The sequence below is a fragment of the Myxococcus sp. SDU36 genome (assembly GCF_030168875.1).
GTDB classification, from domain to species: domain Bacteria; phylum Myxococcota; class Myxococcia; order Myxococcales; family Myxococcaceae; genus Myxococcus; species Myxococcus vastator.
This window is the reverse complement of sequence record NZ_CP077414.1, coordinates 2067494-2090759: the sequence shown is the minus strand read 5'-3', so window position 1 is coordinate 2090759 and position 23266 is coordinate 2067494. Positions and strand designations below refer to the sequence as shown.

General features: G+C 64.8%; 8 protein-coding genes and 1 pseudogene. 8 read left to right on the top strand and 1 reads right to left on the bottom strand.

All coding sequences use genetic code 11. From position 1 onward, the window contains the following. Positions 1-32: 32 nt before the first annotated feature. Together KGD87_RS08285 and KGD87_RS08280 are read left to right on the top strand one after the other, a co-directional pair. Entirely contained in the window at positions 33-4001 is a 3969-nt protein-coding gene (locus tag KGD87_RS08285) for a hypothetical protein (protein WP_284666921.1), read from the top strand. 112 nt (positions 4002-4113) lie between these two features. After that, on the top strand, positions 4114-18132 hold the full coding sequence (locus KGD87_RS08280) for an RHS repeat-associated core domain-containing protein (protein ID WP_284666920.1): 14019 nt from the start codon (positions 4114-4116) through the stop codon (positions 18130-18132). Between the two features lie 41 nt (positions 18133-18173). On the opposite strand, the pseudogene KGD87_RS37035 reads toward KGD87_RS08280, so the two are convergent. Then, a pseudogene (locus tag KGD87_RS37035) lies at positions 18174-18848 on the bottom strand (transposase); the annotation flags it as partial. Between the two features lie 147 nt (positions 18849-18995). Here KGD87_RS37035 and KGD87_RS08265 point away from each other — a divergent pair. The 6 genes from KGD87_RS08265 to KGD87_RS08240 all read left to right on the top strand — a co-directional run bounded on the left by KGD87_RS08265 (position 18996) and on the right by KGD87_RS08240 (position 23243). Further along, a complete protein-coding gene (locus KGD87_RS08265) occupies positions 18996-19850 on the top strand; it encodes an ADP-ribosylglycohydrolase family protein (protein WP_284666918.1) in 855 nt (284 codons plus the stop codon). Between the two features lie 9 nt (positions 19851-19859). Beyond that, positions 19860-19985 (top strand): hypothetical protein, encoded by a 126-nt coding sequence (locus KGD87_RS08260; RefSeq protein ID WP_284666917.1) that lies wholly within the window; start codon positions 19860-19862, stop codon positions 19983-19985. A gap of 308 nt (positions 19986-20293) precedes the next feature. Further along, positions 20294-21379 carry an iron-sulfur cluster carrier protein ApbC gene (apbC, locus tag KGD87_RS08255; RefSeq protein WP_284666916.1) on the top strand — a complete coding sequence of 362 codons (1086 nt, stop codon included), beginning with the start codon at positions 20294-20296 and terminating at the stop codon, positions 21377-21379. 16 nt (positions 21380-21395) lie between these two features. After that, on the top strand, positions 21396-21908 hold the full coding sequence (locus KGD87_RS08250) for a hypothetical protein (protein WP_176413532.1): 513 nt from the start codon (positions 21396-21398) through the stop codon (positions 21906-21908). Positions 21909-21910: 2 nt separating this feature from the next. Continuing rightward, positions 21911-22318, top strand: a complete 408-nt coding sequence (locus KGD87_RS08245; protein ID WP_163787404.1) for a hypothetical protein — start codon at positions 21911-21913, stop codon at positions 22316-22318. Positions 22319-22394: 76 nt separating this feature from the next. Continuing rightward, a complete protein-coding gene (locus KGD87_RS08240) occupies positions 22395-23243 on the top strand; it encodes a 3-hydroxyacyl-CoA dehydrogenase family protein (protein ID WP_284666915.1) in 849 nt (282 codons plus the stop codon). Positions 23244-23266: the final 23 nt, after the last annotated feature.

The following is a 23266-nucleotide window of genomic DNA, read 5'->3' as shown; positions in this document are numbered from 1 at the left end:
CCGCGGGCCGAGGCAATGGTCAGGATACACCGGTGGCCTTCTCCAGGACCTACACGTCCCTGCCTCAAGCCGAGGCAGGCGGCGTCCCTCGCGTCTATCAGACGGAGGACGCCTGTGACGTGGCGGGCGCCTGTAGTCCGGGCAGTGTCCGTCATGAGTGGGCGTGCGCCACTGAGAGCGCTCCCGCTTACGAGCGGGCCGTCAAGAACAAGCGAGAGGCCTGGGAAGTCTACGTGCATGCCCCTGCCACCGGGCCCGGCGCGCCCGCCGAGGCGATGGAAAGGACGTCCGTTCTTCGCGGCGCGCAGGACATGGAGGGCACGGGGGCGCTCGAAACAGAGCACTTCACCTACAGCTACGGTCCGGGTGGGCAGCAGCAGTTGGCATCTTCCGAGAAGGCCAGTGTCTTCGGGAGCGCGGGGGAAAAGGCGCGGACCTACCACCGGTACAATGCGTCAGGCCGCCTTGTCGCCACCATCCGCTCCGGATGGACGCGAGTGATGGATCGGCAGACGGCCGTCTGGACCGCGCAGAAGCGCTGGATTGGCACATTCTACTTCGTTCAGCGCACGGGAGAGACAAGCCCGGATCCGCTCGGCAGGGTGCTCGAAACCCATGGCCCCTGCTGGGTGGAGAGCGAGGCCGCGACGGACTGCCCGGCAGGCACCAGCTATCCACTCACCCAGAATTTCTACTGGGCTGACTCCGAAACGACCGCCTTCCGCAGGAATCGCCTGATGCGCGTTGCCCGCTTCCCCGCGGGCCCGACGAGCACTCCTGTCGATACGCGCTACAACGGCTACGACGTGTCCGGAAACGTCACCGAACGTATCGACCCCAGCGGCGTCACCACGGCTTTCACCTGGGAAGGCAACCGGTTGCTGACCCAGACGGTGCACACATCGGGGCAGGTGGACGTGGTGACCCGCTACGGCCACGACGCCGGGCACCTTGCGTGGATGCAACGGCCCGAAGGGAACTTCGAGGTGTACTGCTACCGCGCGGGAACGCCGACAGCGGCTTGCAGCGGTGGCACGACGACAGACAAGCTCCAATGGAAGGCCCGGGCGGCGGACAACTCCGGCGCGGTCTGGACTGAGAAAGTCACGTACACGTACTGGCCAGATGGCTCCCTCAAAGAGGAGCGGTTCTTGGATGCGCCGGGCGTGGCCCGGCGGGTGCGTTCCTTCGCCGCTGATGCACATCTCCGTCCCACGCATGAGCAGTGGGGCATTGGCCCCGGCAGTTACACGGCAGCACGCTCCTATGACGGCGCGGACAACCTGACGGGGGTTGGCCATGCGATGAACGCGCCTCCTTCGTGGTGCGCCGTCGGTGGGGATGGCCGTCCTGTATCGCCCGCGTGCAGCGCGTTGTCCTATGACCGGGCCAATCGACTCATCCACGTGGACGAAGTTCCCGTGGACGGCACGGGGCAGCGCACGCTGTTGCGGCATGACGCGCACGGCAACGTCGCCGCGATCAAAACTGGATGCCTGGGCAGCGACACCTTCGAAGGCTGCACCCAGCCGGCAACCACCTTCACCTATGACGACTTCGGCAACCTCGTGGGGGCGGCACCGCCGCACATGAACGGCGCCATGCGCTACGCGTATGACGCACAGGGGAACAAGATCGCGGAGGTCTCCCCCTACATGAGCAGCGCCTTCAACATTCCGCTGCTCTATACCTATGACCACCTGTCCCGGCTGCTGATGACGCAAGCGGTCTACGTGGATGCCGACTTCGCGTTCACGCACTACAAGCTGGGCTACGACAACGACGAGACGCCGCCCGCGGGTTGCCCGACGCAGCTCAAGAGCATGGGCCGTCTTCGCTTCCGAGAAGACAGCTTTGGACGCACGTGGTTCGAATACGACGACCTGGGGCGGGTCATCCGCGAGCTGCGTGTGCGTGCCAACGCCACGGGATGCGGCCAGGGGCCCGACCTCAACCCGGACGCGCACTACAGCTACACGCCGAATGGAAACCTGGCCTCCATCACCTATCCCCACGGAAGAGTGGTCTCCTACGTTCATGGCGTGGGGGCGGCCGCTGACCGCGTCTCCGCCGTCGAGGTGGCGCTCCACGATGGAACGGTGTGGCAAGCCCACCGGGTCCTCAGCGATGTCCGCTGGGAGCCCTATGGCGGATTGCGTGGCTATCAGCAGCACCATGTCCGGAACGACGTCATCCGCTCGGTGGAATACATGCTGGGCGATGACGCATCCGTGGCGCCCACCTCATCAGAGGCCGCCTGTGCGGACGTCCCTCCGTCGCTCGCCGCCTCGGACCTGACGGGGCGCCTTCGTGCGCTGCGGGTCTCCACGGGCTCCAGCAGCCCGGGGACGGGAACCGGGGACATCTACAGCAGGACCTACACGTGGACAGCGGACCAGGTGCGGAGAATGGACACCTGCGTGCTGGACTCGCAGCAGGCCCAGACGGAGGAGTTCACCTATGACCGGACGCTGCGCCTGACACACGCCAGCCGGCCTGCGGGGAACCATGCCGCCACGGGGGGAACCTACGCATCCAGAACGTACGTCTATGACCGCCGAGGCAACCGCACCTCTTCCTCCGAAGACGGAAACATTGACTCGACGCTGTATTACGGCGCATCCACTCCCGAGTATCTGTTCATTGAGTATGCGGGCCCCGGACAGATGTTCGCCGATTTCTTTTATTTCGACCCCAACGGCAACGTCAATCGGAAGGCCACGCACCGGATGACGCCTGGTGACAACCATGCGCATCTCAATCTGAATCCGGCGGATGGGACGCGTGATCGCCACATGCGCTCCATGAGCGTCGGGTGGACGTCCTCCTACTACATGTACCTGTACGACGGCTTCCATCGGCGTCGGCTCAAGGACTATCCGACCGGCGCGCGTGACGAGTATTTCCACGACCTGGGCGTCCAGTTGTTGTCCGACCGGGGAGGGGATCGGGTCATCTCGCCCGTCAACTTCTTCGTGGAAGACGATTACGTGTGGCTTGGCGGGAGGCCAGTCGCCGTGGTGCGCGGCAAGTTCACTCCGCAGTGGACACGCCTTTCGGATACCTCCACCGACTGTACGCGCAACGGCGAGGCCGCCGCGTGCGGCCTCTATTTCATCGTCTCGGACCATGCTGGGCGGCCCGTGCTGATGATGGATGACTCCGGGCGCATCGCCGGGACCGGCGAATACGACCCCATGGGCCACGTCAACCGCGTGAGTCACTACGCGGCATCCGCGAATCCCTATGCGGATGACTTGGACCAGGAGCTGACCCGGCTCCAGCAGCCGGTTCGAAGTGCCTCCCTCAAGGTGCAGCAGCGCGTGATTTTCAGCCTCATCGATACCGAGTCATCCCACGATTACGTCGTGCTCAAGGACGGAAGCACGGGCGCCCAGCTCGCAGGTCCCTACAGTGGCGCGAATCGCGGCATGGTCTGGAGTGACTGGGTCGAGGGCACGGATGGGGAGATTGCCGTCCAGTTCCGCTCCAATGCGACCTGCGAGGCCGCCGCGTGTGACTCGGACGCGGGAGTGCCCGTCGGTTGCACATGTCCGGTCGCCGCCCGAAGGCGGGGCGTCGCCATTCAGAATTATAAGTACCGACGCTTCGAGCCAGGCGCGTCCCCGTTCTGGACACCGCTACGCCGGGTGGGCCAGTACTACGACACTGAGACGGACCTGTTCGAAGAAGGCCTGCGGACCTACGACCCGAGCGTGGGGCGCTTCTTCCAGCCCGATCCTCGGGTCTTGAATCCCGAATTCATCGTCTGGAGCGCCGTCCAGGGCCGCAGCGCCGCGCCCTACGTTGCTACCCACAACAATCCAATGCAGGCCTCGCGGGGCGCGGCCGATTTCCACCAGGTTCGCTTGCAGGCCACGCCCCCTTGGAATGTCCATCCCGCGCCTGGCGCATCGTTTGGGATGGATCCCCAGCACGGGGTGGAGCTGAAGCGGGCCGTGGAGCAGGGGGGCTCGCAGCGTGAAGCCGCGAGTCCGTAACGGCAGGGGAGCGGGGCGAGGCACCACCATGGATTTCGATTCACAGTTGCTGGGGAGTGCCCTCGCTCGGAGTGGCGGGGCCAGGGCGCGTCGTGCACAGAAGGGAAGTCGGATGAGTCGGCTGCTGCAGGTTCTGGCGATGGGGCTCTGGGTCGCCGCATGTTCTCAGGAGTCACGCCCCCCCGAGGAGACCGCCGCCAAGGTCATGCGCGCGGCGCTCGAGACTGGCGACCTGGCGCCCGCAGACCTCTGTTCGGCTGTGTCGACGGAAGAGCACTCCGCGGCTTGGGTGGCGGGCCCCATCGACTCATCAGGCACCCCGGGCGTGGTGTCCTTCACGGCGCGGGCTGGCGAATGGGGACTGCTCGCGCTCCAGCATGGGGATGGCCAGGGGCAGGGCGCTCCGGGAAGCGCCGAGGTGCTGCTGGACGGCCAGCGTGTCGTCAGTGCCAGCAGCGGCGAGGGCCGAAAGGCTGTTGCCGTGTGGCTGGGGGCGACCAACCAATTGGAGCTGCGCGCCACGGGGGGGAGCACCGCCCGGGCCTCCGTGGCCCGGCTGTCGCAGCTTCCATGCGCGGTGCTCGACCTGACAGTCGAGCGAGGCCGCGGCATCCCAACGCGTGAGACGCGAAGCTTCCACGGGGCCGGCCTTGGCGCGCAAGGCGTGCTCGTCGTGGAGACGCAGGAGGGAGCCGCGCTCGCGGGGCAGGTGATGTTGAACGGGCGCGTCGTCATGCGTCTGCGACCGGAGGAGGGGCCCGGTCGTCCGCACGTCCTCGAAGTGCCGCTGCTGGCGGCGAACACGCTGAAAGTGGAGCTGACGGGAGGCAGGGGCTCCGGGGTTCGCGTCCGCGTGGTGGATGTCGACTCCGTGGCGCCGCAGCTCGAGCTGACGTCGCCCCTGGAAGGGGCCCTGGCGGCGACTACGCCGCTTGAGGCCAGTGGCACCGCGGGGGCGGAGGTCACTCGCGTCGAGGTCAATGGAGTCGCCGCGACGCTGACGTCGGGCACCTGGACCGCCGCGGTTCCCTTGCTCCCTGGACAGAACGCGCTGGTCACGACGGCTCGGGATGCCTGCGGGAACATCCGCCGCACCTGCCGCTCTGTGACGCTCGACGACCAGAAGCCGGTGATTTCCATCAGCGGGGCTCAGGACGGCCAGTATCTCCGCGGTCCCGTGGTGTTGACGTTCACCGTGGAAGAGGACCACCTGGACACGGTGACCGCCACCCTGGACGGTCTGCCGTTCGAGAGCGGAGGAAGTGTTTCCGCCGAAGGTCCGCATGTGCTCGTCGTTCGCGCCGTCGACCGGGCGGGCAACGTGGAGGAGGTCGAGCGCGCCTTCACGATTGACTCGGTGCCGCCGACGCTGACGGTGCAAGCGCCTGCCGCGGGCCATGTGACCCAGGAAGCGCAGGTGGAGCTGGTCGCCTCCGTTGTGGAAGCCCATGTCGTGGCCAGTGTGAAGGTTGGTGGCCAGGACCTGGTTCGCGGCGAGGATGGCCTGTGGCGGCGAATGTTGACGCTGTCCGAAGGAGCGAACAGCTTCGTCGTCACCGCGCTGGATGCGGCGGGGAACTCGGGCGTCGCGTCCGTCACCGTTCTCAGGGACTCCACGCCGCCACAACTGGTGGTGAGCAGCCCCTCCGCGGGTGCCCGCATCGGGGGCCAGTCCGTGAAGGTCCGTGGCACGGCGACGGACACGACGCCCGTGGTGCTGACCCTGAATGGAACGCCCGTCAGCGTGGCGGCGGACGGCGGTTTCGAGGTCGATTTCCCCCTGGTTCAGGGGAGCAACACGCTGGAGCTCCTGGTCACGGATGCCATCAACCTCTCCGATTCACGCACGCTCCAGGTGCGCGCGAACAGCGTCGCGCCGACGCTCACGGTGACCGAGCCGTCGTCTGGCCTGCAGACCGAAGAGCCCACGGTGACGGTGCGGGGCACTGCCTCCGTCGCGGATTCCGAGGACAGCGTGACGGTGGTGGTCGGGAGCGCGCTGGCGGCGCTCACGGGGGATGGGGCGTTTGTCCGGACCGTGCAGTTGTCTCCGGGACAGCAGACGCTTCGCGTCGTGGCCATGGATGGCTATGGGCTTCGGACGGAGAGCAGCATTGATGTCACGCGAGTCGTGCCCCAACCGGATGGGGGTACAGGAGACGCAGGGACGCCGCCCGATGCCGGGAGCGGCTCCGACGCTGGCGGTGAGCCGCCGGTGGACTCGGGGACGCCTGGAACAGACGCTGGCACCGGTTCTTCCGCGCCCGTGCTTCGTGTGGATATGCCCTCGCCCGACGCGGTGGTGGGAGGCGCCACCCTGGCTGTGGTGGGGCAGGTGGAAGGGGGCACGCTCCCGCTTGACGTGAAGATCAATGGCGTCAGCGCGACGGTAACGGTGCGCAGCTTCAGCCAGTCGATCACGCTGCCAGAGGGGGAGCACTCGCTGAACCTCGTGGTGACCGACGCGGATGGCCGCACTGCGAGCACGGTTCGCGACGTCGAGGTGGACAGGACCGCCCCGTCGCTGGAGGTGACGCGCCCCGCCGCGAGCCCGCTCACCGTGAGCGAGTCGCCTTATCTGATTCAGGGAACCGTGGGCGACACCCACCTGGCGGGCGTCACCGTCCAAGGCGTGCCCGTGACGGTGCTGGGCGGAAGCTTCAGCATGCCCGTGACGCTGACCATGGGGCAGACCGTCGTGAGCGTGGTTGCCAGTGATCGGGCAGGCAACCAGACGCGGCGGGAGGTCGTGCTGAACGTGGAGAATGCCCCTCCGCGGGTGACCGTGCTCGAGCCGGTCAGCGGAAGCGAAGCCTCCGCCTCCATCGTCCGAGTCCGCGCCCGCGTCGTGGCGTTCTCGGCACTGAGCGAGGTCCGCGTTGGCACGGGCCTGGCCGCCGAGGAGTCCCCCGGAGTCTATGTCGCGGACGTTCCTCTGTCGCTCGGCGAAAACGTCCTGCCGGTGACCGCGACGGATGTGAAGGGGTTCACGGGGAGGAGCACCGTGACGGTGTTCTACCGGGATCCGGCCACGGAGCCGCTGGTCGTCACGGGCGTTCAGCCGGAGACAGGCGCTCTCGACGTCAAGACGGACGCGCTCATCAGCGTGTCGTTCAACAAGGCAGCCACCCTTGAATCGGTTCGCGCCGGTTTCCGGGTACTTCACCGAGGTTCGCCGCTCCCGGGCGGCTATTCGCTTGCTCCAGGCGGCCAGACCGCGACGTTCATCGCACGCGCCCCGCTGCCCGAGAGCGAACTGCTCCAGGTCGAGGTGGAAGACCTGGCCGCGGAGATCGGGCCCGGGCAGGCGACGGACTTCCGGAGCGAACTCCGCGTGCGCCGGCCCCTCACGCGTGTGCGGGGCTTCGTGATGGACGACAGCTTCCAGCCGCTCCCTGGGACTCGCGTGGTGCTGGAGAGCTCTGGGGAGTCCGTGCGCACGGGCGCCGACGGAAACTGGTCTCTCATCACCTCGGTGTCGGGGCCGCAGGTCCTGCGCTTCGAGGGCGGGACGACGCAGGAGGGGAGGCCTCTCCCCACGGTGCGAAGGCTGCTGACCCTCACCGCCGAAGAGGAGACAGTGGATGTCCCCATCGCGTTGACCGCCGTCGATACCGACAGCGCGGTTCGCGTGGACACCACCACGGCGCTGCACGTGGACTTCTCGCCGCGTCATGAGGGCCTGACCCTGGATGGGCCCATCAATGACGCCGCGGAGACGCTGCTGTTCGAAGATGGGAAGACACAGGGGACTCTGACGGCGACGCGTCTCGAGGTCGTCACGCTCCCGATGAAGCTGGAGAGCCATTCAACGCCCACCGCCATCTGGCAGATCGGGCCGGCGGGGCTCCGCGTCCAGAAGCCTCTGCTGCTGCAGTTCCCCAACGTCACGCAGATGGCTGCGGGCCGCTATGCCGTAGTGCTCGCACACGAGCCGCGCAACCACACGTTGGCGCGCATGGGGCTGGCTCGCGTGTCCTCGGACGGTGCGTTCATCCGGACGGAGACGCCGCTGGAGCTCCGGTCCGTGGAAGTCATCGGCTACATGGCGCTCACCGAGGCGCAGGATGACATCGTGAAGCGGGCCCTGGCGGACATGGGCGGGCAGGGGAGCTCCGCCAGCGACGGAGGCATTCAAGGGGCGCTGCCCCCTGGTCTGTTGCCCTCGCGCCCACTTGGGCCCCTTTGGCGGGAGGCGCTCGACGCGCTCCTGGGCACGGCGCACGCGCAGTACATGTATGGCAACCACGTCTATTCCAGCCTGGATCAATCCATCCAGAACCAGGTGCCCGCGACGGTGGTCGGAGCGCTTCGTGCCCCGGAGGATCGGCAACTCGACGTGGCGCTCCTGAAGGCCACGCAGGAGTTCATCGCCGTTCCTCGCCAGGTGACCTTCCCGTACCACCTGCCCGTGTCGATGCAGGTGACGCGCATTTCCGCTGGCGCCAGGAGCGAGCGTTTCGATGCCTTCCTCTCTGCGAAGGTCGAAGGTGGCGCTGAGATTGCCCCCCCCGCTGGCGAGGTCTGGGCGGCAAGCAGCCAGAGTGAGGACCAGACGGAAATCACGCTGACGGGCAACGTCGAGCTGACACGCGGCACCACGCTGATCACGTTCGGCGGGCGGATGGGGAGCGAGCGGAGGAGCTACACCCTTCGCGTCCAGGCGACCCTGGTGGAATCGGACGGCGGAACGGATTCCGATGGAGGTACGGAGGCGGATGGAGGCCCAACGGCAGGCCTCTATCGGCTCGTCTTCACGAAGGATGAACAAGCCACCGCGGGCACGGTCGAAATGCACTCGGTCGTGCGGTTCCCGGGATTGCGCGTCACGGTCACGGGACCTGGCCCGACGATGAGTGGCCTTACCGGCGATACAGGCGAATACGGCATTCCCGTCACGGTACCCGCCGGCAGCTCGATGGGCATCGCTTGCGCCGATGTGCCGCTTGGTTCCCGGCCCATGATCGGACGGGACACCGTCACGGGCGCGCCGGTCGTTCACTCCATGGTGACGGCCAGCTATCCGACGTGCTCGGCGACGTTCAACGTCTCTTCGGGCATGCAGACCCGCGCGGACCTGCTGGTTGACGCGCGACTGCTTCACGGAGCGCTGCACTTCGTTGACCGTGAAGGCCGTCCGCTGCGCCATGACTGCGAGGCCAACGCGTCCAGCGAGTACAGCCCGGATGCGGGTACCTACGTTTCGATTGCCAATGCGGACATTGCCCAGACGGAAGTCCATTTCTTCCGCGGGGAGGACCTGACCCGGCCCATCGCCCAGTTCACCGTGGGCGTGGCCGATGCGGAGTGCGCTCCAACGCCGCAAGGACAGCACGACCCGCAAGGTCACTATGCGCGCGTTCGCATGGGCCCCACGACGCCCTTCAAGCGCGTCATTCGCGACCGATGCCGGGAGCTCAATCCCGCCATCGTCCAGGATCCGAGCGCTCCGGCTCCCAGCAACCTGAGCGCCGCGGATCGCGCGTTCTACGAAACAGAGTGTCGGGACAACCACTCCAACTTCCTCCGGTTGGCAGCGGGAGAGCCGCTGGTGGTCGTCGCGGTCAACCATGCGACGGGCCACACCGGGATGACGCGGCTGCCCGTTCCGCCCATCTCCAAGAAGGAGCTGGATGCGGAAGGCCGCTGTGCTCAGGACGATGAGCTCGGGCCTTTGCAGGTCGTGGAGTTCGGGAAGACCGTGCAGCTCTCTCGGTGCTCGGTGGCACAGCTTGGGATTGACGCTCCGGTGTTCTTGTTCCCTCCGGAGATCGACGTCCGGATCTGGCGAAGCGCCGAGGCCGGTGGCCTCCGCCAGGACCAGCCACCGACGCTCATCCGGCATGGCGGCGCTGCCACGACCCGTGACACCTACGTGCACCTGGACACCCATTGGCGTGTCCGGACGATGGCCCCCGTTGAGTGGCGTAGCGATGACGGAGGTGTGCGCACCTCGCCGGTGGATGCGGGGCTACCGCCCGACCGGGTCAATGGTGGCGTATCCCCGTGCGGACCTTCTTCCGGGCTGGATGGAGGCTCAAACCCGAACTGCACCCCGAATGTCGTGCGGGACGTTGGCATCTCGGGAGTGCTGCTCGAAACCTGCTCGGAGTATGGGCCAGGTGCGGCTTCCTCCGCGACTAAGCAGGCCGCATGCCTTCGGAGCCAGGACCTCCAGGACGTGCCCGCTGGCGTCCCGCCCCTCGCGGGACGGGTGGTTCGCGTCACGAACTCCGCCGTGGAGCAACCCGAGGTGACCCAGTTCGGGGTGGTTCCAGGCCGAGGTTCCGCCGCGCTCCAGGCGGCGATGCGCATCCAAGGAGCTGGCGGTCAGCAGATGACCGTGGGCAGCTTGCCTCGCGCCAACTACTACCTCCACGTCGTTGGGCATGAGGTGTTCCCGCGTGACCTCGACGGCGACGGCGTTCTGGCTCCGAACGAGCGAAATAGCAGCCCGCCTGACTTTACAGAGCCCACAGGCCCGCACCTGCCAGGAATGCCCCAGCACGCGCTTGGGCTGAAGAACGTCTACTCCAGCCTGGATCCAGATGGGTTCCGCGTTCTGCGCTACGACCGGGACCGGGAGCATGAGTTCCGCGTCCTGGACCTCACCAATCCCCAGGTCGTTGCTCAAGGCGGGGCGAGCCAGCGCCCCGTCATGGGCGATTCGCCGGAGGCGAACGTAGACGACCTTTCGTATCGGTTTCTCGCGACGCTCCTGGAGCCCGACGCCCCCGGCCGGGCAGGAACGCTTTCGGGTGACTACGTGGTTCGCTTTGGCAGCGACCAGTATGGCGTGGAGTGCGACATCAGCCTGGACAACGGTGCGTTGGTCGGCTCGTGCGACAACGAGTTCATCGACGACGTCCTCGCTGCGAATGACATCCTGTACATGGAGCTGTACCTCAGCGGAAACGCCGAGAACGTCCTCTATCGGTTCAACCTGATGGGGGTGGCTCCTCGCGTCGACCTGTTGAAGGCGGGTAGCGCCTTCACGGCGCAACGCTCCGTGGAAGTCGATGACGAAGGTCAGGCGGTGCTTGACCGGCCCGTTTCGACTCCTGCCGTTGCGCGGTTCGCGCTCGACCCGGGTGTCATTCACCGAGGGCGTTTGAAAGTCTGCACGTCTGAAAACTGCGCCGCGGACAGCCTGCTCAAGCAAGCGGACGTAGAGCTGCTTGGCGACGGCGCCTACCAGATTCAAGGCGAAACTGGGACGGCGCAACAGAAGCTCGAACAGCTTGACGAGATGGGGCTCAACGCGGCCCGGTTCTTCCATCTCCCCATCCCCGCGCATCTGGTCGCCATGCCAGGTGCACCCGATCCCGGGACACGATTCTACCTGATCCAGGAGATTGAGCTTCCCGAGCCTCGCCGGCTCGTCCAGCGGCTGGGTCGGCCTCGAGGCAGTTTTGAGGGGGCCAATGCCCGAGCTCCGGGGCAAGCGACCATTCAGGGCATCAACGTGGCCGACGGGCACCTCTCTTTCGAGCACGAGGACTTCTCCGTCCCGCAAATGGCCGAGGTGGTCCGCTTCGCGCGCACCTACAACAACCAGAGCAGTCGGGTGGGGCCCTCGGGAGTGGGGTGGACGCACAGCTACGAGGGCTATGTCCAAGAGGAGAAGATCGGACGCTATACCGTCGTACTCGCGGGACAGGCGTATGACGTTCCGTTGTGCGGTGCCATTGACGAAGAGGCAGCCACCGCGGCGGATTGCGCCACCGACCGTTCACATGGCTTGGACGTGAAGCTGGTGAAGCGAGGTGACCTGAACGTCGTGGAGGTGAAGACCCCTGATGGGTTTGTCTACGAGTTTGGAACGCTGGCGCGTGGCTCCTCCACGAAGACGCGGCGACGCTGGCTGCTCGACAGGTTCCATGACGGTCGGGGTCGAGTGGGCGACGAGGGGTGGACGAAGCTGACCTACCGCGCGGAGGACACGCTCCTGGATACCGTGGAGCGTTCGCCCGGCAAGCTGCGCCTCGAGTTCGACTACGATGCGATTGACGTTGCGAATCCGGCCATCGCCTACCGGCTGAAAAACCTGTCGCGAAACCAAGGGTTCAAGCTGCTGAAGTCGGTAGAACTGGTCCTTGTCGCTGACCAGAATGTCTTGCACAGTCTGGATTTCGGGCACGACACCCGCGGAAACCTGACGCGCGTCACGAGGACGTCCACTCCGCTTCCCAGCGCAACGCCAGGGACGAACTCGAATGCAACGCAGTCGTGGGAGTATACGTACCTTCCACTCCCTGCCGGACTGTCTGGGCACAAGCTGTGGCTCGCTTCGAATGAACTCAAGACGGCAAAGTACCTTTTGAGCCCGCCAATGGGGGGCGACCGCAAAATCCAGTGGCAAGCGACGTACGGCCGTGAAGCAGCGCAAGGCACCTATGCGCATGTGGATTTGCACGAAGTCGTGACATCGGTCCATGGGACGGGGATGCCCAGCCCGGGCTGGCGCATCGTGGCGCCTGATTCCGCGATGCGAAAGATCCACCGGCCGGATGGTGTCGAAGTCACACTCCAGCTCAATGCCTATGGGAACACGAACGCAGTGCGCGTCCCTGATTTGGGGCCCAGCACGATGGCGTGGGGCAGTGATGCTCGGGGCGGCCCTGTGCAGATGGACGTCTCGGTGTCTCCCTCCGGGCGGAGCATCCGGAACGACCACAACAGCCGGATGCAGCTCGATCGCAAGCTGCTCGAACAGTCGCCTCCGAACAGCATCCCAGTGCCAGGTGTAGGCAGCTCGACCGAACTCTGGTCCGTCCAGTCCCGGCATGAGGTCACTGGACGCGTAACGAGCATGTCTGTGCTCAAGGATGGCACTCAACAATCCGCTGTAGCCACGCCACTGTCGGATGCGGGTGATCCGATGGGCGTCACCATCAGTGATACGCCCTTTGGGATCGCTTTCACCGCGTCCCAGTTCCCTGACCCAGACGGCGTTGTCGTCGAAGGAACGGACTCGGCGGGGAACACGATGACCTACTCGGGGCACGACACCCAGCCGCTTGGACTCCCCACGCTCGTGACCGTGACGCACCCTGCTCACGGTACCGAGACGCCTACTGGGGGATTGCTCCAGTACACCGTCGCCTACACCTACGACGGACTGGGTAACCGGATCTCAGAGTTCAATGAGACCACCGGGGCCCAGGTGGAGGTGGTCTATGACGCGGTCGGGCGAGCGCTTACGCGAACCGTTGCAGGGCAGCCGCCTCAGGAGTGGAGTTACGCCTACGAGCTTGGTGACGATGAACTGACCGTCACGGAGTCGCTTCCCCTTGGACATTGGGGCCGTACACAGATTCGGAAAACCGTGACCCAGGAAGGGCTCAAGCGCGAAGAAACCGTTCGCTACGGGCGGGACAACCAGCCGGCGACGGTACACTACACGGGATACGTGGGGACCCAGTTACGCTCGTTCCTGGACGAACGCGGGAAGCTCCATGAGCTCGTCTATGACTCAGCAGGACGATTGACCGGAGAAAAGGTCGAAACGGTCGCTGCCTATACCTACTCGCTCGATGAAGACGGCAAGGTTGTTGAGAAAACCGATAGCAGCGGGCTGCGGACGCGTATCGGCTACGACGCCCTGGGGCGCGCGGTCCGTTGGGAGTATGAATCGAAGCTCAATGACCCCGGCTGTTCGGGCTATTGCTCATTCTCTGATGTCGAAACAGTCGTCTTGAACGCATCAGGCGCCGTAGTCGAGCGGACATTTGGCTCACTCAAGGACGGGTCCATCCCAAGGCCCCATATTCTTGAGTCGACCGTGGACGCGCTTGGCCGCGAACGAAGGGTTGCCAGCCATGCGGACAGCCATGGCGGCATCAATTCACAAACGGAGTACGATGCGGCGGGGAGGGTAACGCTCCGGGAAGACCACGAGACAGGCCTCCGAGACACGTATGAATATGCCGACGTCATGGGACGAATGACGCGGCACGAGCGTACAGTTCAGTCCGTTCATGGAACAAGAACCCTGGTTGAGACGCGCGCCTACAGCGACTCATCTGCGGGGACGACGACGCTTGTCGTGACCAGGAATCTGAACGGCCGGGACGAGGATTCGAATAGGCAGGAGGTCAGGACGTACACTCTCGACACGCTCGGACGTGTTCGAACAATGCAGGAGACCGTGGACGGGCAACTGGCCGTTCATTCCTGGAGCCATGACGCGCTCAGTAGGCAGGTCAAGTACACCGATCCGTCGACGTTCAGCCGAGAGTCAACGTGGGAGTATGACTCGGCTGGCAACCTCCTGAAGGCCAGCGTCCCCTCCACTGGCACGGTTGAGTACTATCATGACGAGCAAGGCCGAATTCGCAGGCAAGTCGGGCCGCAGAGCAACGCTGAGTTGCAGATGTACTACGACGCGCTGGGGCGACTGGAGCGTCGCACCCAAGCGTTGGCCCCAAGCAGCCCCGCTGGCGCGGTGGCTGAGTGGAACTACGAGTACCTCGGTGGTGGACGAGAGAGGGAGCGTGCCCCTCATGACACCATCGTCACCCAAACTCGAAACGCCCGCGGGCTGGTAGAAGAGGAGCTTTGGGCACAAGGGGATTACGAGCCGCGTACTGTTCGTACGTGGTACGACGGAACCTGGGTAAAGCGACACGAGTCAGCGGAAGGCCAGTCCCGGCTTGAGGTGTCTCGGGAAGGGGCAAGTGGTGTTGATGACCGTGGCCGCACACGGAATGAAGTTGAAGCGTGGTCTTCACAGGGTCGCGAATACCGGTACGAGACGAGCACGCAGTGGCTTCCCCGACAGTCTACCGTCGTTGATTCGTGGATTTGGGGAACGACGGACCTGGGCGGCAGGACTGTAACAACACGATTTGACAGCCTCGGTAACGCTGTTCAGCGCACCCAGGGCGGCGGCACGGACCAGTGGGACTTCTATGCCGACGGGAAATCGATGTGGGAGGTTCCCTTCGGCTTTGATGCCGACGTTGCCGCACGAACGTGGACGTACGAGGCAAGCGGACGGGTCAAGGACATGCTCTTTGGCCCGGAAATCACCTCATATTCCTACTATGCGGAGGGCCTGCCCAAGTCCGTTACGACTCCAGATCAGCGCGTCCGGATGCTGGCATTCAATGCCCGAGGGCTGCTGGAAACAGAGAAATATGGGCGCGACGGCGACTTTCGGGTCACCCGTCATGCCGCACACGATAATGCCGGAAATGTCACCCAGGTCAGGCACGCAGCCGACTCGCAAGTCGAAACAGGCACATGGAATTACAACTATGGACCAAGCAATGAATTGATCCAGGTTTCAAATGCCGACATAGGATCATTCGAGTACACCTATGACGCCTTCGGGCGACTCGCCGGCATCAATCCTCCGGTTGGATCCGTCACGCCTGCTTCAACCTTCAAGTATGACTCACTCGGACGTGAGCGGTCGCGAACTCGCGGAACGTCCACTTGGAGCACCTTTTGGCTGAACGGGAATGCTGAAGTACTGAATCCGCTGGGAGAGCGAGTCGAACGGTTTTTCGATGGGCGCGGACGAACTGTTCGCGAAGTATTCAAGCCAGGTCCTCCTCAAAGTACCGCTTCAGGATCGCTGCGAACATTTAAAGACATCGAATCCGTCGACTATGTCTTTAACGGAATTGATCAGTTGCGGCAGGCGATTGAACGCCGTAGCAGCGGAGCAATCGCTCATAATCTGACTTACGATTCACGCGATCGACTCTGGACGAACAGCGATGGTGTGAGCTCGATAACTTACAGTTATCACAACAGCAGCGCGCTGCAGTCCCTGCAGTCCCCTGCAGGAATTGTTCAGTACAGCGTCGACGAACTTCAACGCCTGGTCACGGTGACTCTGGCTGATGGCCAGGCCCTTGGAGTGGGCTGGGAGGCTGGTGGATCACGACTGTCTAACCTGGGAGACTCAGCATTCAAACAATCATACTGCTATGATGCACGCGGCAGAATAAAATCAGTGACACATGCGGCCATTTTAGAGAATTGCACAAATCCAATCACCTCGCCGTTGCTTCGCCTTGGTTATGCCTACGACGATCGGGACAACAGACTCTCTGAGACTGTGCGCAGGCACGGTACGGAGATAGTCGAGACGACACATTATGGATACGATACAGCAGACCGATTGACCGGTGTCCGTTATCCGGGGGGCGAGTCCGTACTCTATCAACTTAGTCGTGACGGATCGCGGAAGGCCGAGAAGATTGCCCCCGAGTACGCGGGTGTGCTAGGTCCTGACGGTTTCGCCATTTTGACGGCTCCACAACAGCACCTCACCTATGAGTATGATCCTCAGATTGGGGGGCTGGTCACAGTCAAAAAGAAGGCCGAGGCACCGGAGACTGGAGAGCCGATGCCAGACATTACGGTGGCCCAGTACCAAACGAACAGTGCAGGGCGCGTTGTCAGCGAAAGGCGTGGAGACTTCACACGACTCACGCACTTCGACGCTGCTGGGCGTCTGGTCGAGGTGGAACAAACGGAGGGCCAACAGCTGAGTCAGGTGAAGTTCCAGTACGACTACGCGGGCCTGCGGCGTTCCCGGAAGACAGGTGACGCGACCACAGAATACTTGTGGAGCGGGGAGACGCTTGTCGAAGAGAGTCTGCCGAGTACCGGGACGGTACTCTACCAGCGCGCGGCCGGGTTGGTGGTGGCGGTGGGACGGGAGCGCATCCTCCATGACGGGCTCGGCAGCGCAGTGGGCCGTCTCGCGGCCGATGGCACGCTGACAGCCAATAGGTACGACGCCTGGGGCAACTACCGCGACGGGAACGGGCCGACGTCCAACCAGCCCAGCATCGGATACACCGGACACGCTTACGACGCCGACACGGGCCTCACCTACGCCCAGCAGCGCTGGCTCGACACGTCCACCGGGCGCTTCCTGTCCGAGGACCCTATGGGGGCGGGGGCGTACCTTGGGACGCCGCAGGGGTTGAATCCGTGGCTGTATGCCAATGGGAACCCGACGCGGTACACGGACCCCAACGGCGAGTCGGCGACGGTCATCGGCGCGACGACGGGCTTCTTCTGGGGCTTCGGCCAGATGGCAACCGCGTTGGGACGTGATGCAATCAATGGACGCGCGCGCGGTACTACCGATTACCTATCGCTCTGGGGTCAGAACATCATCGGCGGCGCTGAAATCGGTGCTTCCATCGACCTGACCGTCGCCAGCGGAGGGCTGCTGGCCTTCGCAGGGTCAGGCGCTCTTGGCGGTGCCGGCTTTAATGCACTCACCTTTGACGGTGAGGCCAAGAGTTGGTCCGAGTTCGGCGATGAGCAGATGGAGGGCGCCGCGTGGGGAGCTGCTGGTGGCGCCGTGCTTGGAAAGGCCACGCCGCTCCTCGCAAAGATCCCAGGCGTCAATCGCCTCGGAAGCGCCATCGGTGCAGTCGGGCAGAAGGTCCTTGGTCGCTACTCTGCATCCGCCGGCGACGAACTCTTCACCGGCGCACCCAACTTGTTCAAGGAGTTGGGCATTGGCTTCGGCGACGACCTTGCTTCGAGCGCTGCGCAGGGGCTCCAGCAGGGCGCAGCGGAAGCAGTCAATGGTGGGAGTGTGGTCGCGCCCTCTATCCCTGCGGGGGGATTGACGGCTACAACGCCTCGTCTTACAGAGGCCGTTGAGGGTGGCTCGGACGATGTAATCAGATTCTATCACGGCACATCGAAACAAGGGGCTGCCTCTATCAGAACAAATGGCATCGACCTCAAGTACGCCCGAATGGAGAACGACTTTGGCCCGGGCTTCTATGTGTCCGAGAGTCGGGAGATGGCTGTGCTTCGTGCGACACAACAATTCGGCGATGACGCCACGCTCCTGGAGTTCCAGGTGTCCCGAGCCGAGTTGGCTAAGCTTGATCGACTCCACTTTGACGGGCCAACGCCGGACTGGTCGGACTTCGTTCGGTTTCACCGTCAGTTCGAGCCCATAACCTTGTTCCACGGAGGAAGGCCGTACGATATTGTTTCCGGACCGATGTGGCAGAAGCTACCGCCATCCGGGTTTGGTCCCGACGGCCGTACCGTGGGCCATTGGCCGTGGCCTTCGGATAGCCAAATGAGCATCCATACTCAAAGGGCTATTGAACTCTTTCAGCGAGGGCTCCGATGAGCTGGCGCCAAGATCTAAACAAGTATGACCCTGACACGCTGTTAATTATTGAGATAGCTGAGCGCTTCCTTCAGGACTACTTCCACCACGATGCCGATAGGGCCGAAGGTATCTTGACTGAATACTTCAGGCAGTTTGGGAAGTGGTTCGACGAGGGGTTTGTACGGCACCAGCACTCCTGGCACCTTGCTGCAGAGGCGCACTTCTGCGTCCATCTTGGAGGCCGTCGAGGCGAGCTTCCAGAGTGGCGACTGAAGGAAGGCCTGCTCAGGACGCCTCCGGATGCCTTGGAGTACCTGAGGCAGCACTACTGGAACCGACACAGAGGGGGCTAATCCGGAGAGCAGTTGAGGTGAAGGAAGGATAGGCAGTGGCGGAACCAGACGGCGAGCTTCGCGAGAGGAGTACCCGCGCGGAGCCGACGCACCGCCCGGGCCACTTCTTCGACGGCGCGAGGCGCGAGCTTGCGCAACTGCCGCTTCAGGTCGGCCCACCACAGCTCGATGGGGTTGAAGTCGGGGCTGTGGCAGGTACATCACGTACGTCCCCACCGCCTCGCCCGCCTGCAGCCCCGACACGCCGCCCGACTCCTTCAGCTGCCGCCAGCGGAATAACAGGCTGGAGTTGATGCCGTGCTCGCGGGCTACCAGGGAGACGCTGCTCCCCGGCGCCTCGCACTTGGCCACCAAACGCAGCTTCTCCTCCGCCGAGTACCGGCGGCGGCGCTTGCTCCCCTCGGCCCCCTCCGGGTCTTCTTCTCCATCGTCAGACTCGCTTTCTTGCCGAACGAGCCTGTCCGACTCTTCAGGGGCTACACCAACAGCGTACTGCGCTTTCGTCCTTAGCCTGGTATGCTCTGCTGCATGCTGCTAGAGCTAGCTGTCGGTGACGCTTATGGCGCCGGTTTTGAGTACGTCAGTGCAGAAAGGGTGCTGCGGGATAACGACCTTTCCCGCTACGTGGAGCATCCTCGGCCCCTTCTCGCCCCCGGAAGCTACACGGACGACACGCAGATGAGCCTCGCGGTGGCGGAGGCCATGCTCTCAGGCGAGCCATGGACGCCACAGCTCTTGGCTCGCTGCTTTGTTGCAACATTCCGGCGAGACCCTCGTAAAGGGTATTCGCGGCGCTTTCAGGCGTTGCTCGAGCAAATTGAGACGGGCGAAGAGTTCCTCGAGCGAATCAACCCGAATAGCGATAGGAGTGGCGCGGCCATGCGTGCTCCACCACTTGGCTTGTTGTCCTCCTCTGGGCAGGTCATCGAGCGGTGCACGATACAGGCTGAGCTGACTCACCGCACGGTGGATGGTGTGAACTCTGCCGTGGCGGCAGCGCTGATGACGCACTTTCTCGCGCACGACATCGGCCCAAAGAAGGAGCTTGGCGCATTCCTCGAGTCCCAAGTGCCAGGGCAATGGGCGAAGCCATGGGTCGGCGAAGTGGGACAGAAGGGATGGATGAGTGTACGGGCCGCCGTTACGGCGGTACTTGCGCACGATACGCTCGCGGACATTTTGCGTGCATGCGTGGCCTACGGGGGGGACGTGGATACGGTCGCGGCCATTGCACTCGCGGCTGCGGCCTGCTCAGGTTACGTAGAGCAGAACATCCCTGCGCACTTGGTTGAAGCACTGGAGAACGGAGTCTTTGGCCGAGACTACATCGTCGCCCTCGATGCACGATTGATGGCCCTCGCAGCTGACTCCCGGTCCCGCTGACGGGCCGCGATGACCTCTCCTTGGAGTAGCGCCCAGGCCGAGGGACAAATCACGAAGCTCAAGTTCCTCAAGCGTCTGATGTATGGCCGCGCCAGCTTCGACCTGCTGCGTCGTCGTGTGCTGCTCACCATTTGAGCCTATGGCCCACACGAAGTGCGGGAGAGCCACGGAACAGGGGCACGCCCACCGCAGGGTGTACCCATGCCGACGTGCAGCCAAGGGCCTCCACGCCACCGAGGCTTGATGGTGAGCGGCCCCCCGCACCAGCGCTCCTGATAAACCCGTTCAGCGGGCCAACACTCAGTAGCCGTGCCTGACACCTACAGGGTGCGCAGGGCGTACAGCCCCGTTAAACGACGTTGACAGCCCCCCCTGGGCTGGCAGATTCCGCGCCCGCTGGCGGCTTACAACCGCCCGTTTTCCAAAAGGTTTCAGGTGTCCTGATGAGCGTTACCCAGGCCGACATCCTCACGGCGATGTCGAAGGTGATGGATCCCGAGCTTCACATCGACCTCGTGAAGGCGGGAATGGTGAAGGACGTCCGCGTCTCCGGGGACACCGCGAAACTCAAGATCGAGCTCACCACGCCTGCCTGCCCCATGAAGGGGAAGATCCAGGCCGACGCCGAGGCCGCCCTCAAGGCCGTCCCGGGCCTCAAGTCCTTCGACATCGAGTGGGGCGCCCAGGTCCGCGCGGCTGGCGGGGGCATGCCCGCTGGCGCGCTCCTCCCCCAGGTGAAGAACATCATCCTCGTCGGCGCGGGGAAGGGCGGGGTGGGCAAGTCCACCGTCGCCGTCAACCTCGCCACCGCCCTGGCCCAGCACGGCGCCAAGGTGGGCCTGCTCGACGCGGACTTCTACGGCCCCTCCGTCCCCCTGATGACCGGCCTGGGCGACAAGCGCCCCGTCAGCCCGGACGGCAAGTCGCTCAACCCGCTGGAGGCCCACGGCCTCAAGGTCATGTCCATCGGCTTCCTCGTGGAGGCCGACCAGGCGCTCATCTGGCGCGGCCCCATGCTCCACGGCGCGCTGATGCAGCTCGTCCGGGACGTGAACTGGGGCGAGCTCGACTACCTCGTCCTCGACCTGCCCCCCGGCACCGGTGACGTCGCGCTCACGCTGTCCCAGTCCATCCGCGCCGCGGGCGCCGTGCTCGTCACCACGCCGCAGGACGTGGCGCTCGCGGACGTGGTGCGCGCCAAGCAGATGTTCGACAAGGTCCACATCCCCGTGCTGGGCATCGTGGAGAACATGAGCCAGTTCGTCTGCCCGAACTGCTCGCACATCACGCCCATCTTCAACCACGGCGGCGGTCGCAAGGCCGCGCAGATGTTCGGGATTCCATTCCTCGGCGAAATCCCGCTGGACCTGAAGGTGCGGGAGTCTGGAGACTCCGGCGTCCCGGTGGTCGTAAGCGCCAAGGACAGCCCGGAGGCGAAGGCCTTCCAGGAGGTCGCGCGGAACATCGCGGGGCGCGTCTCCGCCCAGAGCATCAAGAGCGTTCCGCTGCCGGTCATGCAGGCCCGCTAACTATCGAGGAGACTTCATGGCCCCGGCCGGCAACGACGACTTCCCGCCTGATCCGCTGCTCGACGACGACGAACGGCAGGACCGCTCCAGTGGCTCCAACGGGCCCGCGGGCTTCGTTCCGGAGTTCGTTCGCCGCATGGCCGTGGCCGGCCTGGGGGCCCTCTTCATGACAGAAGAGGGCATCCGCAACCTCGCGGGCCAGCTCAAGCTCCCCAAGGAGGCCCTGGGCTTCATCCTCGGCCAGGCCGAGAAGACCAAGGACGAGGTGACGCGCGCCGTCACCGAGGAGCTCCGCCGCTTCCTCCAGTCCGAGAAGCTGCGCGACGAGTTCCTCAAGCTCATGTCCGGCATGACGGTGGAGATCAAGGCGCAGATCCGCCTGGTGCCTCCCGAGAAGGAGGAGCAGCCCTCCGATCCGGAGGCCCCCGCCGAGCCCCCCTCCAAGCCCCGCCGCTCCGCCGCGCCCAGCGTGGTCATCTCCGAGCTCAACGCCAAGCGCCCCGGCGCCAAGCGCACCAAGAAGGAGTAGCGGTGGACGCACCGGCCCCGCGCCCGAACGAACGCAAGAGCGCCCTGGCCAAGCGGCTGCCGCTGCTCCTGCTCGCCGCCCTCGGCCTCTACCTGTGGCAGGTGACGGGCACGCCCGAGCGTGACGTCGCGTTCCAGCTCGCGGGACCGGGCTGGGCCTCCGTGCGCGCCGTGGACCTGCAGATCTCCGACCCGGAGGGCCAGCTCCTCAAGCGCGAGGAGCGGTTCTTCCCCTCGGGGCCGCCGCCCGAGCTCGCGTACAAGGTGGACCTGCCAGAGGGCACCTGGGCCGCGGCGCTCTTCGTGAAACGTGAGGGCAGCGACGCCCGTGTGCGCCTGGAGACGCCGCTCGTCGTCGGCGAGGACCGCTACATCGTCCGGCAGCTCCAGTTGCCCGCCGCAGTTCGTTGACCGACCCGGAGGCGTGGGCTAAGGCCGCCCGCACGCCGTACTTCACGCTTTCCGACCCAAAAGGTGCGTACACGCCATGGCAACGGAACACATTGTCGTCGTCGGGGCAGGGCAGATGGGCGCGGGCATCGCGCAGGTGGCACTCGTCGCGGGCCTCCGCGTCACGCTGGCGGACGTCTCCAAGGAGGGGCTCGCCAAGGGCGCCGACCGCATCCGCGCCGGCCTGAAGAAGCTGGTGGAGAAGGGCAAGCTCGACGCCGCGAAGCAGCAGGCCGCCGAGGCCAACCTCACCACCGTGACGAAGGTCACCGACGCCAAGGACGTGGACTTCGCCGTCGAGGCCGTGACGGAGAGCGAGGGCCTCAAGCGCGGCATCTTCCTGGACCTGGACGAAGTCGTGCGCCCGGGCGGCGTGCTCGCCACCAACACGTCGTCCATCCCCATCACCCGGCTGGCCGCGTACACCAAGCGCCCCGAGTCCGTCATCGGCATGCACTTCATGAACCCGGTGCCGGTGATGCAGCTCGTGGAGCTCATCCGCGGCGCCGCCACGTCCGATGAGACCTACGCCACCACGCGCTCCCTCGCGGAGAAGATGGGCAAGACGACGGTGGTCTCCAAGGACTACCCGGGCTTCATCGTCAACCGCATCCTCATCCCCATGCTCAACGAGGCCTGCTTCGCCGTCATGGAGGGCCTGGGCTCCGTCGAGGACATCGACACCGCGATGAAGCTGGGCACCAACCAGCCCATGGGCCCGCTCCAGCTCGCGGACTTCATCGGCCTGGACACCGTGCTCTCCATCGCCGAGGTGCTCCACAAGGGCCTGGGCGACCCCAAGTACCGCCCCAGCCCCCTGCTGCGGCAGTACGTGGAGGCCGGCTGGTACGGCAAGAAGAACGGCCGCGGCTTCTACAAGTACTGAACCGCCACGCGGCGACCCACTTC

Coding starts and splice junctions, on each gene's coding strand:
- KGD87_RS08265 (WP_284666918.1), top strand. CDS start 18,996: ATGCTGCTAGAGCTAGCTGTCGGTGACGCTTATGGCGCCGGTTTTGAG.
- KGD87_RS08260 (WP_284666917.1), top strand. CDS start 19,860: ATGACCTCTCCTTGGAGTAGCGCCCAGGCCGAGGGACAAATCACGAAG.
- apbC (WP_284666916.1), top strand. CDS start 20,294: ATGAGCGTTACCCAGGCCGACATCCTCACGGCGATGTCGAAGGTGATG.
- KGD87_RS08250 (WP_176413532.1), top strand. CDS start 21,396: ATGGCCCCGGCCGGCAACGACGACTTCCCGCCTGATCCGCTGCTCGAC.
- KGD87_RS08240 (WP_284666915.1), top strand. CDS start 22,395: ATGGCAACGGAACACATTGTCGTCGTCGGGGCAGGGCAGATGGGCGCG.
- KGD87_RS08280 (WP_284666920.1), top strand. CDS start 4,114: ATGAGTCGGCTGCTGCAGGTTCTGGCGATGGGGCTCTGGGTCGCCGCA.